The 13698-nt window shown below is 63.4% G+C and carries 16 protein-coding genes; 7 read left to right on the top strand and 9 right to left on the bottom strand.

Annotated features, from left to right (window positions below; genetic code table 11):
* The first annotated feature begins 126 nt into the window (after positions 1 to 126).
* Complete coding sequence (locus LMTR13_RS02840; protein WP_418219783.1) at positions 127 to 678, top strand: invasion associated locus B family protein; 552 nt, start codon at positions 127 to 129, stop codon at positions 676 to 678.
* 38 nt (positions 679 to 716) lie between these two features.
* Here LMTR13_RS02840 and LMTR13_RS02835 read toward each other — a convergent pair whose 3' ends face one another.
* From LMTR13_RS02835 to LMTR13_RS02825, 3 genes are read right to left on the bottom strand one after another with little or no spacing between them, the layout of a single operon-like run.
* On the bottom strand, positions 717 to 1316 hold the full coding sequence (locus tag LMTR13_RS02835; RefSeq protein WP_065726582.1) for a TlpA family protein disulfide reductase: 600 nt from the start codon (positions 1314 to 1316) through the stop codon (positions 717 to 719).
* 16 nt (positions 1317 to 1332) lie between these two features.
* Positions 1333 to 1836, bottom strand: a complete 504-nt coding sequence (locus LMTR13_RS02830) for a DsrE family protein (protein ID WP_065726581.1) — start codon at positions 1834 to 1836, stop codon at positions 1333 to 1335.
* A 10-nt stretch (positions 1837 to 1846) separates the two neighbouring features.
* Positions 1847 to 2239 (bottom strand): DoxX family protein, encoded by a 393-nt coding sequence (locus tag LMTR13_RS02825; protein ID WP_065726580.1) that lies wholly within the window; start codon positions 2237 to 2239, stop codon positions 1847 to 1849.
* 148 nt (positions 2240 to 2387) lie between these two features.
* Here LMTR13_RS02825 and LMTR13_RS02820 point away from each other — a divergent pair, with 148 nt between their 5' ends.
* The 4 genes from LMTR13_RS02820 (at position 2388) to LMTR13_RS02805 (ending at position 5987) form a co-directional block, all read left to right on the top strand.
* Positions 2388 to 2810: a winged helix-turn-helix transcriptional regulator gene (locus LMTR13_RS02820; protein WP_065726579.1), complete on the top strand. Its 423-nt coding sequence runs from the start codon at positions 2388 to 2390 to the stop codon at positions 2808 to 2810.
* Positions 2811 to 3017: 207 nt separating this feature from the next.
* The gene (gene tldD, locus LMTR13_RS02815) at positions 3018 to 4442 is read left to right on the top strand and encodes a metalloprotease TldD (RefSeq protein WP_065726578.1); all 1425 of its coding nucleotides are present in this window, start codon (positions 3018 to 3020) and stop codon (positions 4440 to 4442) included.
* Positions 4442 to 5230 carry a signal peptidase I gene (gene lepB, locus LMTR13_RS02810; protein ID WP_418219751.1) on the top strand — a complete coding sequence of 263 codons (789 nt, stop codon included), beginning with the start codon at positions 4442 to 4444 and terminating at the stop codon, positions 5228 to 5230. The genes tldD and lepB overlap by 1 nt, the downstream gene beginning before the upstream one ends.
* 184 nt (positions 5231 to 5414) lie before the next feature.
* Entirely contained in the window at positions 5415 to 5987 is a 573-nt protein-coding gene (locus LMTR13_RS02805) for a nucleotidyltransferase family protein (RefSeq protein ID WP_065726577.1), read from the top strand.
* Between the two features lie 65 nt (positions 5988 to 6052).
* On the opposite strand, the gene LMTR13_RS02800 is transcribed toward LMTR13_RS02805, so the two are convergent.
* The 6 genes from LMTR13_RS02800 to LMTR13_RS02775 all read right to left on the bottom strand — a co-directional run bounded on the left by LMTR13_RS02800 (position 6053) and on the right by LMTR13_RS02775 (position 11280).
* Entirely contained in the window at positions 6053 to 6835 is a 783-nt protein-coding gene (locus tag LMTR13_RS02800) for a class II aldolase/adducin family protein (protein WP_065726576.1), read from the bottom strand.
* A 290-nt stretch (positions 6836 to 7125) separates the two neighbouring features.
* Positions 7126 to 8766, bottom strand: coding sequence for a lysine--tRNA ligase (locus tag LMTR13_RS02795; protein WP_065726575.1), 1641 nt, complete (start codon positions 8764 to 8766; stop codon positions 7126 to 7128).
* A 66-nt stretch (positions 8767 to 8832) separates the two neighbouring features.
* A complete protein-coding gene (locus tag LMTR13_RS02790) occupies positions 8833 to 9750 on the bottom strand; it encodes a transporter substrate-binding domain-containing protein (protein WP_065726574.1) in 918 nt (305 codons plus the stop codon).
* Positions 9751 to 9843: 93 nt separating this feature from the next.
* A complete protein-coding gene (locus tag LMTR13_RS02785; protein WP_065726573.1) occupies positions 9844 to 10434 on the bottom strand; it encodes an SCO family protein in 591 nt (196 codons plus the stop codon).
* Between the two features lie 22 nt (positions 10435 to 10456).
* Positions 10457 to 10582 (bottom strand): hypothetical protein, encoded by a 126-nt coding sequence (locus LMTR13_RS43115; RefSeq protein WP_257784724.1) that lies wholly within the window; start codon positions 10580 to 10582, stop codon positions 10457 to 10459.
* A gap of 227 nt (positions 10583 to 10809) precedes the next feature.
* The gene (locus tag LMTR13_RS02775; RefSeq protein WP_065726572.1) at positions 10810 to 11280 is read right to left on the bottom strand and encodes a hypothetical protein; all 471 of its coding nucleotides are present in this window, start codon (positions 11278 to 11280) and stop codon (positions 10810 to 10812) included.
* Positions 11281 to 11567: 287 nt separating this feature from the next.
* On the opposite strand from LMTR13_RS02775, the gene LMTR13_RS02770 reads away from it, so the two are divergent.
* Together LMTR13_RS02770 and LMTR13_RS02765 are read left to right on the top strand one after the other, a co-directional pair.
* Complete coding sequence (locus tag LMTR13_RS02770) at positions 11568 to 13226, top strand: FAD-binding dehydrogenase (RefSeq protein WP_065732372.1); 1659 nt, start codon at positions 11568 to 11570, stop codon at positions 13224 to 13226.
* 119 nt (positions 13227 to 13345) lie between these two features.
* A complete protein-coding gene (locus LMTR13_RS02765; protein WP_065726571.1) occupies positions 13346 to 13696 on the top strand; it encodes a RidA family protein in 351 nt (116 codons plus the stop codon).
* Positions 13697 to 13698 lie beyond the last annotated feature (2 nt).

Raw genomic sequence — 13698 nt, 5'->3', positions numbered from 1 at the left:
GGTCCTCGATGGCGCGATTGGCTCTCTGACCGCCTTCAAGGCGCCGTCATTGCGTATCAGTCCGGGTAAGTCCAGTTACAATCTATGCTGCCGGCGCTGCCGGAAATCGTGAGAGGATCGACCCGGATGGGGCGTTCGAAACATCAGACGGGAGGACATCAGGCAGGATATCGCCTGGAACCGGCCCGCTGGCTCGGCGGCCTGCTCGCCGTGGCCTTCCTGCTCGGCCTGACCCAAGCGGCGAGCGCGCAAGGCGCGGTGCGATCGGTCCATGGCGACTGGCAGATCCGCTGCGACACCCCGCCGGGCGCCCAAGGCGAGCAATGCGCCCTGATCCAGAGCGTGGTGGCGGAAGACCGCTCCAACGCCGGCCTCACCGTGATCGTGCTGAAAACCGCCGACCAGAAGAGCAAGCTGATGCGGGTGGTCGCCCCTCTCGGCGTGCTGCTGCCCTCCGGCCTCGGGCTCAAGCTCGACAACCAGGACGTCGGCCGCGCCGGATTCGTGCGATGCCTGCCGAACGGCTGTGTCGCCGAGGTGGTGATGGACGAGAAGCTGCTCGGTCAGCTCCGGGGCGCCAAGACGGCGACGTTTATTATTTTTGAGACGCCCGAAGAAGGCATCGGCTTCCCGCTCAGCCTGAACGGGCTCGGCGAGGGTTATGACAAGCTGCCGTGATGGCGGGCCGATAGCTGCGCAAGATCCGGCCGATCAACTTAACCGGCACTGGCGTAGTAATCGAGCAGCCGGCGCGCCTCGATGGAAAGCCAGTCTGCCTCACCGCTGATATAGCCTTCGACTTGCCCGGAGATGCCGATCAAGAAGGTAATGGGCATGCCATAGAGCGCGAACGGCGTGTCGGCCTGGCTGCTTGCACCAGCTTTTGCCAGAAGTCCTTCCGGATCAAGCCCGATCGCGAGACGCCGGAGCTTCAGCGCTTTCACGAAAGGGGCAACGACCGAACGGTCGCGATCCGTTGCGACTGCAATCACCACGAGATCCCTGACGCCGCTCGCCGTCAGCCTGTCCAGCATCGGCAGTTCGATCCGGCAAGCCGGACACCAGGTTGCCCAGAAATTGACGAGCACCACCTTCCCTCTCAAGGAGGTCAAATCGATCGTGCCTCCGGAGAGACGCGGAATCGGCACGGACGGGACAGGCCTCGCGCCACGGAGCTGGATGAACTGATGCCGGACGGTGGCGAATGGCGGCGGACCTTCGGCCCGGGCGCGATTGGATGCAGCCGACAGCGCGGCGCCGGCCCCGAGCAGCCCTGCAACGACCGTGCGGCGTGTTAGCCCGCGATGTGGCGTCATAGTGTGTGTCCGCTTGTCATGACCGGATGTAGGACCAACCGGCTTCCTGCAATTCGATGATGCGTCCGGGCCCGCTCGGCACCAGATCGACGTTGTCAATCAAGGTGATCGGACGGCCCTCGCTGCGCTGCATGCCCTGCTTCGTCGCGTCGCAGACCACGAAGCGAATGTTCGGGTTTACCGCCCGTACCACCTGCAGCATATCCTTCACCGGCGACGTGTCGGCACGGAACATGTGAACGCCGGCGTTGTAGGCGACGACCTCGATCATGAACGGTTCGTTGCGCTCCTGATAATATTTGGGGAGGTTGAGCGAAGTCGAGATCAAAGCCCGCATCGTGGCGGGATCGTCGGTATTGATCGGCAGCACCAGCCGATGCAGCGCCGGCGGAGCAGGCTTCGCCACCGGTTTCGATACGGCGGAACCTGGATCGGTCAGCATCAGGGTCACGACCAGCGGCACTATGAAGGTCAGCGCCAGCCCGACCCAATTGGCTACCTGGCGGAGAGACAGGCGCATCGCCGTGGCTTCACAAAGCCCTGGCGAGGGACGCAATCTCCCCCCGCTCAGAATAGGCGACGAGCGCGTTGAGCGCGAGCAGGACCATTGCCGGTATCGGCGATCCCCCGATGACGAACAAGTGTGTGATCACCGCGCCGATCATGATGCAGATGAGCAGCAGCGCACCGAAGCCGGCCTTTCGTGGAAGCAGCAGCAGGATTGCCCCGATGACCTCGAGGCTACCGGTCAAATAGCGAAACCATTGGCCGAGCCCAATGTGGTGAAACTCGTCCACCATCATCGGCGCGCCATAGAGCTTTATGCCTCCGGCCCCCAGAAAGGCCAGCGCCAGCAGTCCCCTGACAATCCATACGCCAACATGGGTCCAACGGCGCTCGGCGGGCACAGCAACGTCCGACATCGAAAACTCCCGAAAGTTTGAGAAACGGCCCCCGGCCGCGAAGGCGCCAGGCCTTAGTGTGTCAAAGGCTCAAGGCGACCGAGGCTTTCAAAACCAAAATTCGGTACTAAGATGAAATTGACAAGTAGGATGATTTTTCTGGTGTAGTATGAAAAAGCAGACTAATGAGCCGGCACCGTCCGAATGCCCCGCAGCACCGCAGCTTCAGCGTGCCCTTCGCGTGCTCTCCGGCAAGTGGAAGGGCGAAATCCTCTGGCAGTTGGTCGGTGGCAAGCGACGGTTCGGCGAGTTGCGGCGCGCCATTCCCGACGTGACGCAGCACATGCTGACCACCCAATTGCGCGATCTCGAAAACGAAGGCCTGGTGAAGCGCACCGTGTTTCCCGAAGTGCCGCCGCGTGTCGAATACGAGATGACGCCTGCGGCGAAGGACCTGAAACCCGTGTTCGACGAGCTGTCCCGCTGGGCCAATGCGCATGGCAGGCTGGAGTCCAATCCGTCTGTTGCGGATGACGGCGCCGAAGGCCGACGCACCGGTGCGCCCGACCACCCCTCGCGCTCGGCGCCATGACCTCCAAACGAGAGAGCATGAACTTCAAGAGGGAACGGCGGAGTGTGCACCCTTTAAGCCCCGTCCGGCCTTAACGGGCGGTGTGAAGGGATACGACAAGATGCCGTGAGGGGCCTCCCCTTTCGTTGCGGCCATGACTATCTTCAAGCCATCGTCGTCCCCGCGAACGCAGGGACGACGAAGAAATTTGATCGTACTGGAGCGCCAATGACCAATCCCGCCACAACCTCCCTGCTCGACCGCGCCAATCTCGACCGCGATGCCGTCAGACGCGAGATCACGCGGGGGCTGGCGGGCGCCGACGACGGCGAATTGTTTCTGGAATACGGCCAGACTGAAGCGCTCGGCTTCGACAACGGCCGGCTGAAGCAGGCGACCTACGACACCTCGCAGGGTTTTGGCCTGCGCGCGGTGAAGGACGATGCGGTTGGTTATGCGCATTCCTCCGACGTGTCGCTGCCGGCGCTGATCCGTGCGGCCGATGCCGTGGCCGCCGTGCGCGGCGGATACAGCGGCAATTTTGCCGCGGCGCCGCTGCATACCAATGTGCGGCTCTATGGCGACGAGAATCCGCTGGACGCCCCGGGCTTCGAGGCGAAGGTAAAACTGCTGGCCGAGATCGATGCCTATGTCCGTGACAAGGACCCGCGGGTGCGGCAGGCGTCCATCAGCCTGGGCGCCACCTGGCAGGTGGTGGAGATTTTGCGGCCCGACGGCGAAAGCTATCGCGACATCCGCCCGCTGGTGCGCGTGAATATTTCCGTGGTTGCCGGGCAAGGCGACCGGCAGGAAAGCGGCAGCAAGGGTTATGGCGGCCGTGAGGGGTATGCACGCTTCATCGAGACCAAGGCGTGGCGCGAGGCTGCCGACGGCGCGATCCGCGAGGCGCTGGTCAATCTGGAATCGGTGCCCGCTCCTGCCGGCGAGATGGACGTGGTGCTGGGCGCCGGCTGGCCCGGCGTGATGCTGCATGAAGCGGTCGGTCACGGCCTCGAAGGCGACTTCAACCGCAAGCAGACGTCCGCTTTCGCAGGATTGATGGGCAAGCAGGTCGCAGCCAAGGGAGTCACCGTCGTCGACGATGGCACCATCGCCTCGCGGCGTGGTTCGCTTTCAATTGACGACGAGGGCACGCCGACCAACCGCACCGTGCTGATCGAGGACGGCATTTTGGTCGGCTACATGCAGGACCGGCAGAATGCGCGGCTGATGAACATGAAGCCGACCGGCAACGGCCGCCGCCAGAGCTATGCCCATGTACCGATGCCGCGCATGACCAACACCTATATGCTGGCCGGCGAGCGCGATCCGGCGGAAATCATCGCTTCCGTTAAGAACGGCGTTTATGCCGCCAATTTCGGCGGCGGCCAAGTCGACATCACCTCGGGCAAATATGTGTTCCAGTGCACCGAAGCCTACAAAATCGAGAACGGCAAGCTCGGCGCGCCCTTGAAGGGCGCGATGCTGATCGGCAACGGGCCGACCGACCTGCATAGAATCACCATGGTCGGCAACGATCTGGCGCTCGATACCGGCATCGGCACCTGCGGCAAGAACGGCCAAGGCGTGCCGGTCGGCGTCGGTCAGCCGACGCTGCGGATGGAAAAGATCACGGTCGGAGGAACAGGCTAGTGAGCGACGAGAAACTGGCAGGCGATCAAAAGAACGCTGCTCTCGGCAAGGTAGCGAGCTGGCGCGCCCAGGCGGTGCAACTGGCGGCGATCGTTGCCGTCGTGTTCGTCGCCAAGGGTGCGCTGGCTGAGCCGTTTTACGTGCCGTCCGGCTCGATGGAGCCGACGCTTCTGATCGGCGACGCGCTGCTCGCGTCGAAATTTCCCTATGGCTACGGCGCAGCGTCGTTGCCGATCCAGATCACGCTGCCCGAAACCGGCCGCCTGTTCGGCGATACGCCCAAGCGCGGCGACGTCGTCGTGTTCCGCTGGCCGGGCGATCGCTCGCAGGCCTGGGTCAAGCGCGTGGTGGGATTGCCGGGCGACCGCATCCAGATGCGGCAGGGCCAGCTCTTCATCAACGACCATGCGGCGACGCTGAAGCCGGACGGCGTAGGCCGGGCCGAAGACGATCGCGGCAACACCGAACGGGCCTATCGCTTCGTCGAGACGCTGCCAAACGGCGTCAGCCATGCCATTTTCAAAATGCGCGACAATGGAAGGCTCGACAACACGCCCGAGGTGACGGTGCCGCCGGGCCAACTGTTCGTGCTCGGCGACAACAGGGACAATTCCGCCGACAGCCGCGTCGCCGTGCGCGACGGTGGCGTGGGCTTGCTGCCGATCGACAATCTGATCGGCCGCGCCGATGCCGTTGTCGGCTCGTGGGATCTCGGCATGCGCAGCCAGCCGGTGTGGACCTGGCCCTCGGGTTTCCGGCTGGCGCGGTTTTTTACCTCGGTGCATTGAGCGGGAAGCAGGGTAGGCAAAGGCGCCTTTGCGCCGTGCCCACCATGGCCATCGTCAGACCTCATCCCGAGGAGCGCGTCAGCGTGCGTCTCGACGATGAATGGCACCAGCGGGGCCACATGGTTCGAGACGGCGCTTTCGCGCCTCCTCACCATGAGGATTGATGGGTTACGGCGGCGTGGCTATGGATAGAGACCAATTCCTCACCGCCGCCTTGCGCAACCCCGCCAACCAAATCATCACCGAGGAACTGTTTCGACTCTCGCTCCCCGACGCGTGGCTGGTCTCCGGCTGCCTGGTGCAGACCGTGTGGAACGTCCTGACCAGGCGCGCCGTCGATTACGGCATCAACGATTACGACGTGTTCTATTTCGATGCCGATACATCGTGGGAAGCCGAGGATGCCGTCATCCGCGCGCTGGCGGAGCGGTTTGCAAGAACCGGCGTCGCGGTCGAGGCACGCAACCAGGCGCGCGTGCATCTCTGGTACCCGGAGAAACATGGCCTGCCCTACCCGCCGTTGGGTTGCTCGACCGAGGGCATCGACCGATTCCTGACCAGGAATACGCAGATCGGAATCCGGCGCACGCGCGAAGGGTATGAGGTCTATGCGCCGAACGGCTACGGCGACGTCGCCGGCATGATCGTACGTCCGAATCCGGGCGCGAATTTTTCCGCGGCGAATTATGCGGCCAAAGCGAAGCGATGGAAGGCGCTGTGGCCGGAGATTACTGTGCTGCCGGTGGATGCGCCGTAACAATTATCGTCGTCCCTGCTTTCGCATTGCTTTCGCAGGGACGACGGGAAGACTACGACGCGAACTTACGTCGCGTAATCAGGCTCTTTCCTGTCCAACATCCGCTTCAAGGCATCGAAATGTCGCTGCGCCGGCGTCGGACCCTTGTAGAGATGATCATCCATGTAATCGCGCCGCGTCTTTTCGACCACGGGCGCGGGCAACTGCTTCAGCTTCTGGCCGGTCCACATCGCATAGATCTGCACCTGCGCCGCGCGCTCGACATAATAGAGCTTGTCATAGGCTTCGGCGACGGTGGCGCCGACGGTGGAGATGCCGTGATTGGCCATGAACAGCACGGTCTTGTCGCCGATCACTTTGGCAAGGCGCGCGCCTTCGGCGGGATCGAGCGCGGGTCCAGCGTACTCGTCGTCATAGGCGATGGCGCCCGACAGCCCGACCTCGGTCTGACCGATCTCCTTGATGCGGGGATCTTCGAGCCGCGTGAGCGCGCTGGCATGCGGCATGTGGGTGTGAAACACCGCCTTCGCCTGCAGCAGCGCCTTGTGGATCGGCGCGTGGATGCAATAGCAGGAGCGCTCCACCTCGCCCTCGCCGCGTTTGACCTCGCCGTCGTCGATCCCGACTTCCATGAAGCAGGACGCGGTGACCTCGGACCAGTGCGTCCCGAACGGAATCTGGTAGTAGCGGTCGCTCTTGCCCGGCACCACGAAGGTCAGATGGTTGAAGATGCCTTCGGAAAAGCCCTGGATGAAGGCCAGCCGGTGCGCGGCGGCAAGATCGACCCGCGCCTGCCATTCCTCGGCGCTATACTCGCTGAGCGTCTGTGGCGAAACCCTGAACTGCATGAGCTTTCTCCCTGATCCGCTTGTTGCCTGCCCCTCGGCGGAGGCTTTGACGGCTGTTATGCGCAGCAGTCTAGCGCAATCCGGCGCAGGCCGCGGCTGAAATTGCGGCGGACCTGCCATCCCGGTTTGCGGGGCCGCGGCAGCAGCCAAACCCTCCGGTGTCGTCCCGGCCTTGAGCCGGGACCAACCACAGGTGTTCGTTGCTTGCTTCAAGCTGGAGCCACAGCGAAGCCGATGACACAGGCCGGTGGCTTATGGGTCCCTGCGTTCGCTAGGGACGACGGAGAGAGCTACGCACTCCTTGCGAGCGCGCCATCGATCATGTTCACGGCATTCGTCACGCCGTACACCGCGACGAACGAGCCGAAGCGCGGGCCCTTCTCCTGGCCGAGCAGCACCTGGTAGAGCATGTTGAACCAGTCGAGCGAGACGCCGGGCCGGCCGTCCTTGCCCTTCTTGACAGAATCGAGGAACGGCTCGCGGCGGCCGATCTCGTAGACCACGCTCTGGATATCCTCAGCGCTCGAGCCCGCCGGCAATTGCGACAGCGCGTCGCGCAGATCCTGCAGCGCGGCGCGCTCGCTGTCGGTCGGCTCGCGGAATTGCTTCGTCGGCGCCACGAAGTCGCGGTAGTAGTTGATGGCGTAGCCGACCATCGCGTCGAGCTTCGGATGCGCCTGCGGCGTCACGCCCGGGCGATAGCGGCCGATGAAGCCCCAGAGCGTCTCGGCGTTTTCCGCGTTCGACGACGACACCAGCGTCAGCAACAACTGGAACGTGACGGGCATGTCGGCCTTGGGCGGCTTGCCGGAATGGATGTGCCAGACCGGATTGGCGAGCTGCTGCTTGGCATCCTGCCGCGTGAAGCCGTCGAGGAACTGCTGGTAGTCATCAACATTGCGCGGGATGACGTCGAAGTACAGCCGCTTCGCCGCCTTCGGCTCGCGATACATGAACAGCGACAACGATTCCGGCGAGGCATAGCGCAGCCATTCGTCGATGGTGAGCCCGTTGCCCTTCGACTTGGAAATCTTCTGGCCCTTTTCGTCGAGGAAGAGCTCGTAATTGAATCCTTCGGGCGGCGTGCCGCCGAGCGCTGCACAGATCTTGCCCGACAGCTTCACGGAGTCGATCAGGTCCTTGCCGGCCATTTCGTAGTCGACGCCAAGCGCAAACCAGCGCATCGCCCAGTCCGGCTTCCATTGCAGCTTGCAATGCCCGCCGGTGACGGGAACGGTGACCCGCTCCCTGGTCTCGGGATCGTCATAGGAGACCGTGCCGGCCTTCACATCATGCTCCACGATCGGCACATACAGCACCATGCCGGTGCGCGGGCAGATCGGGAGGAACGGCGAGTAGGTCGCGGCGCGTTCCTCGCGCAAGCTGGGCAGCATGATCTTCATGACGGCGTCGAGCCGCTCCAGCATGCGCAACAGCGCGGCATCGAACCTGCCCGACGTGTAGTAGTCGGTCGAAGAGGCGAATTCGTAGTCGAAGCCGAACGTATCGAGGAACGCGCGCAGCCGCGCATTGTTGTGCGCGCCGAAACTGTCATGGGTGCCAAACGGATCGGGCACCTTTGTCAGCGGCCGGCCGAGATGCTGTTCCAGAAGCTCCCTGTTCGGGACGTTGTCAGGCACCTTGCGCAGGCCGTCCATGTCGTCGGAAAACGCCAACAGCCGCGTCTTGATCTTGTCCTCGGTGAGCACGCGGAAGGCATGGCGCACCATGGTGGTGCGCGCGACCTCGCCGAAGGTACCGATATGCGGCAGTCCCGACGGGCCGTACCCGGTCGAGAACAGCACCTCGTCCTTCGGGTTCTTCTTCAGCCGCGCGACAATGGCCTTGGCCTGCTCGAACGGCCAGGCGTTGGATTGTTCGGCGAGCACGCGCAAATCGCTCGGGCTGGCGGCAAGATCGATGACGGACATCTTTAAAGGCTCTCTCCGGAAGCCGCGGAAACTAGCGCCTCCGCGGCAAAATGCAAAATGACGGCCTCAAAACGGACTGATCGAAAAATACCGCAGCCATAGATCGGTGAAGCGGCCTTTTTCCCAGATCCGGAACAGCGCCCAGTTCAGCGACGTCCGCAGCAAATCGTTGCCCTTGCGGACGGCGATGCCGATGCCCTCGCCGAAATAGCGGCTCTCGACAAAGGGCCCGCCCGAGAACGCGCAGCATTCGGCGGAATCGGTGCCGTTGATCCAGAACGCCAGCGAGATCGCATCGCCGAAGATGAAGTCGACCTCGCTGCGCCTGAGGGCCAGCCGCAGCGCGTCGTCGTTCGGATAGGATTTGATCTCGGCGTCAGTAAACATCGCCTTCAGATAGGCCTCGTGCGATGTGCCCGCGATGACGCCGACCTTTTTGCCTTCGAGGTATTCGGGGCGGACTTCCGGCATCACGGCTTCGCGCCGTGACACGAAGCGCGCCGGCGCGCGGTAATAGGGATCGGTGAAGTCGAGCCGGGCGCGCAGGGCCGGCGTCACCGCCATGGAGGCGATGATGGCGTCGCCGCGGTTGCTGGTGATGGCGTCGACCAGCGTCTCGAACCGGCGCATCTGGACGGTGCAGGAGATCTTGATCTCGTCGCACAGCGCGCGCGCCAGATCGACATTGAAGCCGGCGGGATTGCCGTCAGGACCGGTGAAGTTGAACGGCGGATAGTCCGTCTCGGTCAGGAACCGGATTACCGTCAGGCGCGACATGTCCGGCCGGTCCGGACGACGCCGCGGGTCCCAGAAGCCGGGCACCGCCTGTGGGGCTGCCTCCACCGCCGGGCGGGGTTGGGTTTGAGCCTGCGCCGCATTGCCGCCGACAGCCGTCAACGCTGATACGATCGACACCCCGACCAGCCACGCGCTGATGGTTCGATGCAGCCTTGCACTGGTTAGCGGGACGTTAAGATATGGCATCTTCGGCAATGGCTTTGCGGAATTTCACGGCCTTATAGACCATCCGGCCCGCGATGCGAGGCCGTTTTCGCCCTTTCTGGGCCAGCTTGCCGCTCAGAGATAGCGCTTCAAATCCTTAGCGGCTTCCTCCGGCGTCCGTTTCAGATTGAAGGGCGCTACGAAATTGCCGTCGCGATCCATCAGATAGATCAGCGCGGTGTGATCCATGGTGTAATCACCGTCCTTGAGCGGGACTTTCCGGGCATAGACCCGGTAGGCCGAAAGCACTTTCGCCACAGCGTCCGGCGTGCCGGTCAGCCCCTTCAGATGCGGATCGAAGCTGGAGAGGTAGTCCTTCATCGCAGCCGCCGTATCACGCTCGGGATCGACGGAGACAAACCAGGCGTTGACGCGGTCGGCGTCACTGCCCATCGCTTTCAGCACTTCGGAAATCTCGAACAGCGCCGTGGGGCAGACGTCGGGGCAATGGGTGAAGCCGAAGAAGATCAGTGTCGGCCTGCCCTTCAAATTCTTCTCGGTGACGGTCTGGCCGGCCTGATCGGTCAGTTGAAACGGCCCGCCGATCGCAGCCGGCGCCGTGACCGTTCGCAGGCCGCCCGTTACCCACAGCATGATCGTCAGCCCGATCGCGAGGCTCGCGGCGAAGGCAGCGATAATCACCAGCGGGCGGATCGTCCGGTCCATCGTCGATTTCCTTTTCGCCGTGTCAGAAGCAGGCCGAGATGCCGGCGGCGATCATCTCGAAAAACACCGTGGTGCCGTAATGGAACCACAATGCAGCCGCGCCGAGCACGGCCAGCGCGCCGAGGCCGGCAGCGCTCCAAACGATCATGGACGCCACCCTGCCCTGCGGACGGGCAGCCGCCAGCATGTCCTGTTCAGTGGAAATCGGCCGAGCCATGCGGTTGAGATAGGGCGAGTTCCCCAGGCAGGCAAGCGGAATGGCTGCACAGGAGATCACGTCATGCGGAGGGGCAAGCCAGCCGGCAGGTGCACAAAGCAAATGGCCGGAACAGGTCCGGCCATCGCGTCACTTTTCGGCGGAATGGTAGCGCTGGATCAGCGCGACGCCGGCTTGTTTGAGGAGGCCTGGGCGTCGAGATAGCAGGGCCTGTACATCGCCTGAAGCTGCTTGCCGCGCAGAAAGAGCATGCGGTGGGTCAGGCCGCCGCGCGCCGCGATCCACCTCCGTACTGGCGGCGGATACATCGAATACAGCATCTGGGTCGCTTCAGGGTTGGTGATGGCACGGCCGTTGGCGCCGAAATCCCAAGCGGCATGGAAGCCGAGATTGGCGTGCGAGGTAACGCAGATCCGGTCATGGGGAACCGCGCCGAGCACGATAGTGCAGGCCGAGGCGCACAGGCCGTCGATGATTACGGTTTCGCCTGAAGTCCGCAGGCCCTGATACTTGTCGACATAGGTGCCGATCCGGCCGCCGCGATCGTCGGCTATCCGCACCACCGCCTGGCTCACCCCTACTCCCGCCAACAGCAGCACTGCGGCAAGCAACCCCGTCACCAGCTTCATATCCCAGCCCCAGTCGAAAAATGTCGAAACCGAATCTGATCGTCTTCGTGATGCAAGACAGGACGTAGCGTCGTTTGAGATCGTGATTTTGTCTAGGCGGCGAAGGTAGCGCAAATCAAATTCAAATTAAGTGTTGCTGCGCCGCTGCACCTTCCGGGTGAAAGGTCCCGAACTGGAACATGCAACTCATGGCGAGGCGCCAATGCGGTCACAAGCAAGAGCCCGTTTGCCGTTGACCGCGTGCGAGGACGCAGGCTTGAATCAACAACGGCATGGGGGAGGAAACGATGACTGAGGTCACAGACGTAATCGTGGTCGGCGGCGGACTGGCGGGCCTGGTCGCAGCGACGGAGATCGCCGAGGCCGGCAAACGCGTCATCGTCGTCGACCAGGAAGGCGAACAAAGCCTTGGCGGACAAGCCTTTTGGTCGTTCGGCGGATTGTTTCTGGTGGACTCTCCCGAACAGCGGCGGCTCGGCATTAAGGATTCGTTTGATCTCGCTCTGCAGGATTGGATGGGCACCGCGGGCTTCGACCGCGACGACGACCATTGGCCCAAGCGATGGGCGGAAGCCTATGTCGCGTTCGCCGCCGGCGAGAAGCGTGACTGGCTGCGCGCAATGGGCCACCGTATTTTTCCGGTGGTCGGCTGGGCCGAGCGCGGCGGCTATGACGCAATGGGCCACGGCAATTCGGTGCCGCGCTTTCACGTCACCTGGGGCACCGGCCCCGGCATCGTCGCGCCTTTCGAGCTCCGGGCGCGCGAAGCGCAAAAAAATGGCCGGTTGACGTTCAAGTTTCGCCACCGCGTCGACACACTCATGATGACGAACGGCGCGGTCGAGGGCATCAGTGGCTCGGTGCTCGAACCCGATAGCGTCGAGCGCGGCAAGAGCTCCTCGCGCAAGGTGATCGGCGATTTCACGCTGCGGGCACAGGCGGTGATCGTCGCTTCCGGCGGTATTGGCGGCAATCATGACATGGTCAGGCAGAACTGGCCGAAACGCCTGGGCGAGCCGCCGAAATTCATGATCTCCGGCGTGCCCGAACATGTCGACGGCCGCATGATCGGCATCACCGAGGCCGCCGGGGCTCGGCTGATCAACCGCGACCGCATGTGGCACTACGTCGAGGGCATCCGGAACTGGAACCCGATCTGGCCGCGCCACGGCATCCGCATCCTGCCCGGCCCGTCCTCGATGTGGTTCGACGCCACGGGCAAGCGGTTGCCGGTGCCGCTCTTCCCCGGCTCCGACACGCTCGGCCAACTGCAATACATCATGTCGACGGGCTACGATTACTCCTGGTTCATCCTGACCCAGAGCATCATCAAGAAGGAGTTCGCGCTCTCCGGCTCCGAACAGAATCCCGACCTCACGGGCAAGAGCTGGCGCATGACGATCAAGCGCGCCACCAACAAGGGGGCGCCTGCGCCGGTGGAAGCGTTCAAGCAGAACGGCGCCGACTTCATCGTGCGCGACAATCTCGGCGACCTCGTCAGCGCGATGAACGCGCTCGCCGGCAACGACCTGCTCGAGCACGATCACATCAAGGCGCAGATCGAGGCGCGCGACCGCGAGATCGCGAACCCCTACGTCAAGGACGCGCAGGTGATGAATCTGCACAATGCGCGCCGCTATATCGGCGACAAATTGATCCGCACCGCCAAGCCGCACAAAATTCTCGACCCCGAACACGGGCCGCTGATCGCGGTGAAGCTCAATATATTGACGCGCAAGACGCTGGGCGGTTTTGAAACCGATCTCGACTCGCGCGTGTTCGGCACCCATGGCGAGATCATCGGGGGACTCTACGCAGCCGGCGAAGCCGCCGGCTTCGGCGGCGGCGGCATGCACGGCTACCGCTCGCTGGAAGGCACCTTCCTCGGCGGCTGCCTGTTCTCGGGCAGGAATGCGGGGCGCGCGGCGGCGAAGGCGGCGTCTTGATCTCTCCTCGTCATGGCGGCATCTGCCGGCATAGCGACTCTGATCTCAATGCAAATAACGCAGTGGCGCGCAAGGCACGAGCGCGCTAAGTAACCGCCGCCCCCTATCAGGAGAACGATATGACCATCCAGCGCTTCGAAACCGGACCTCGCATGAGCCAGGTCGTCGTCCACGGCAACACCGTCTATCTCGCCGGCGTCGTCGCCGGCAGAGCGGCTGGCAAGAGCGTGACCGAGCAGACGCAGGACATTCTTGCGATCATCGACGGCCATCTCGCCAAGGCCGGCACCGACAAGTCGAAGCTCTTGTCGGCCACGATCTACATCACCGACATGAAGACGTTTCCCGAAATGAACGCGGTGTGGGACGGCTGGGTATCGGCCGGCAACACGCCGGCGCGCGCCACCGTCGAGGCCAAGCTTGCCGCGCCGCAGTACAATGTCGAGATCATGGTGGTCGCGGCGAAGTAACG

Origin of the sequence: Bradyrhizobium icense (genome assembly GCF_001693385.1) — a bacterium.
Taxonomy (GTDB): Bacteria; Pseudomonadota; Alphaproteobacteria; order Rhizobiales; family Xanthobacteraceae; genus Bradyrhizobium; species Bradyrhizobium icense.
The sequence above is the reverse complement of the archived record's forward strand: the minus strand, read 5'-3'. Positions and strand labels throughout refer to the sequence as shown.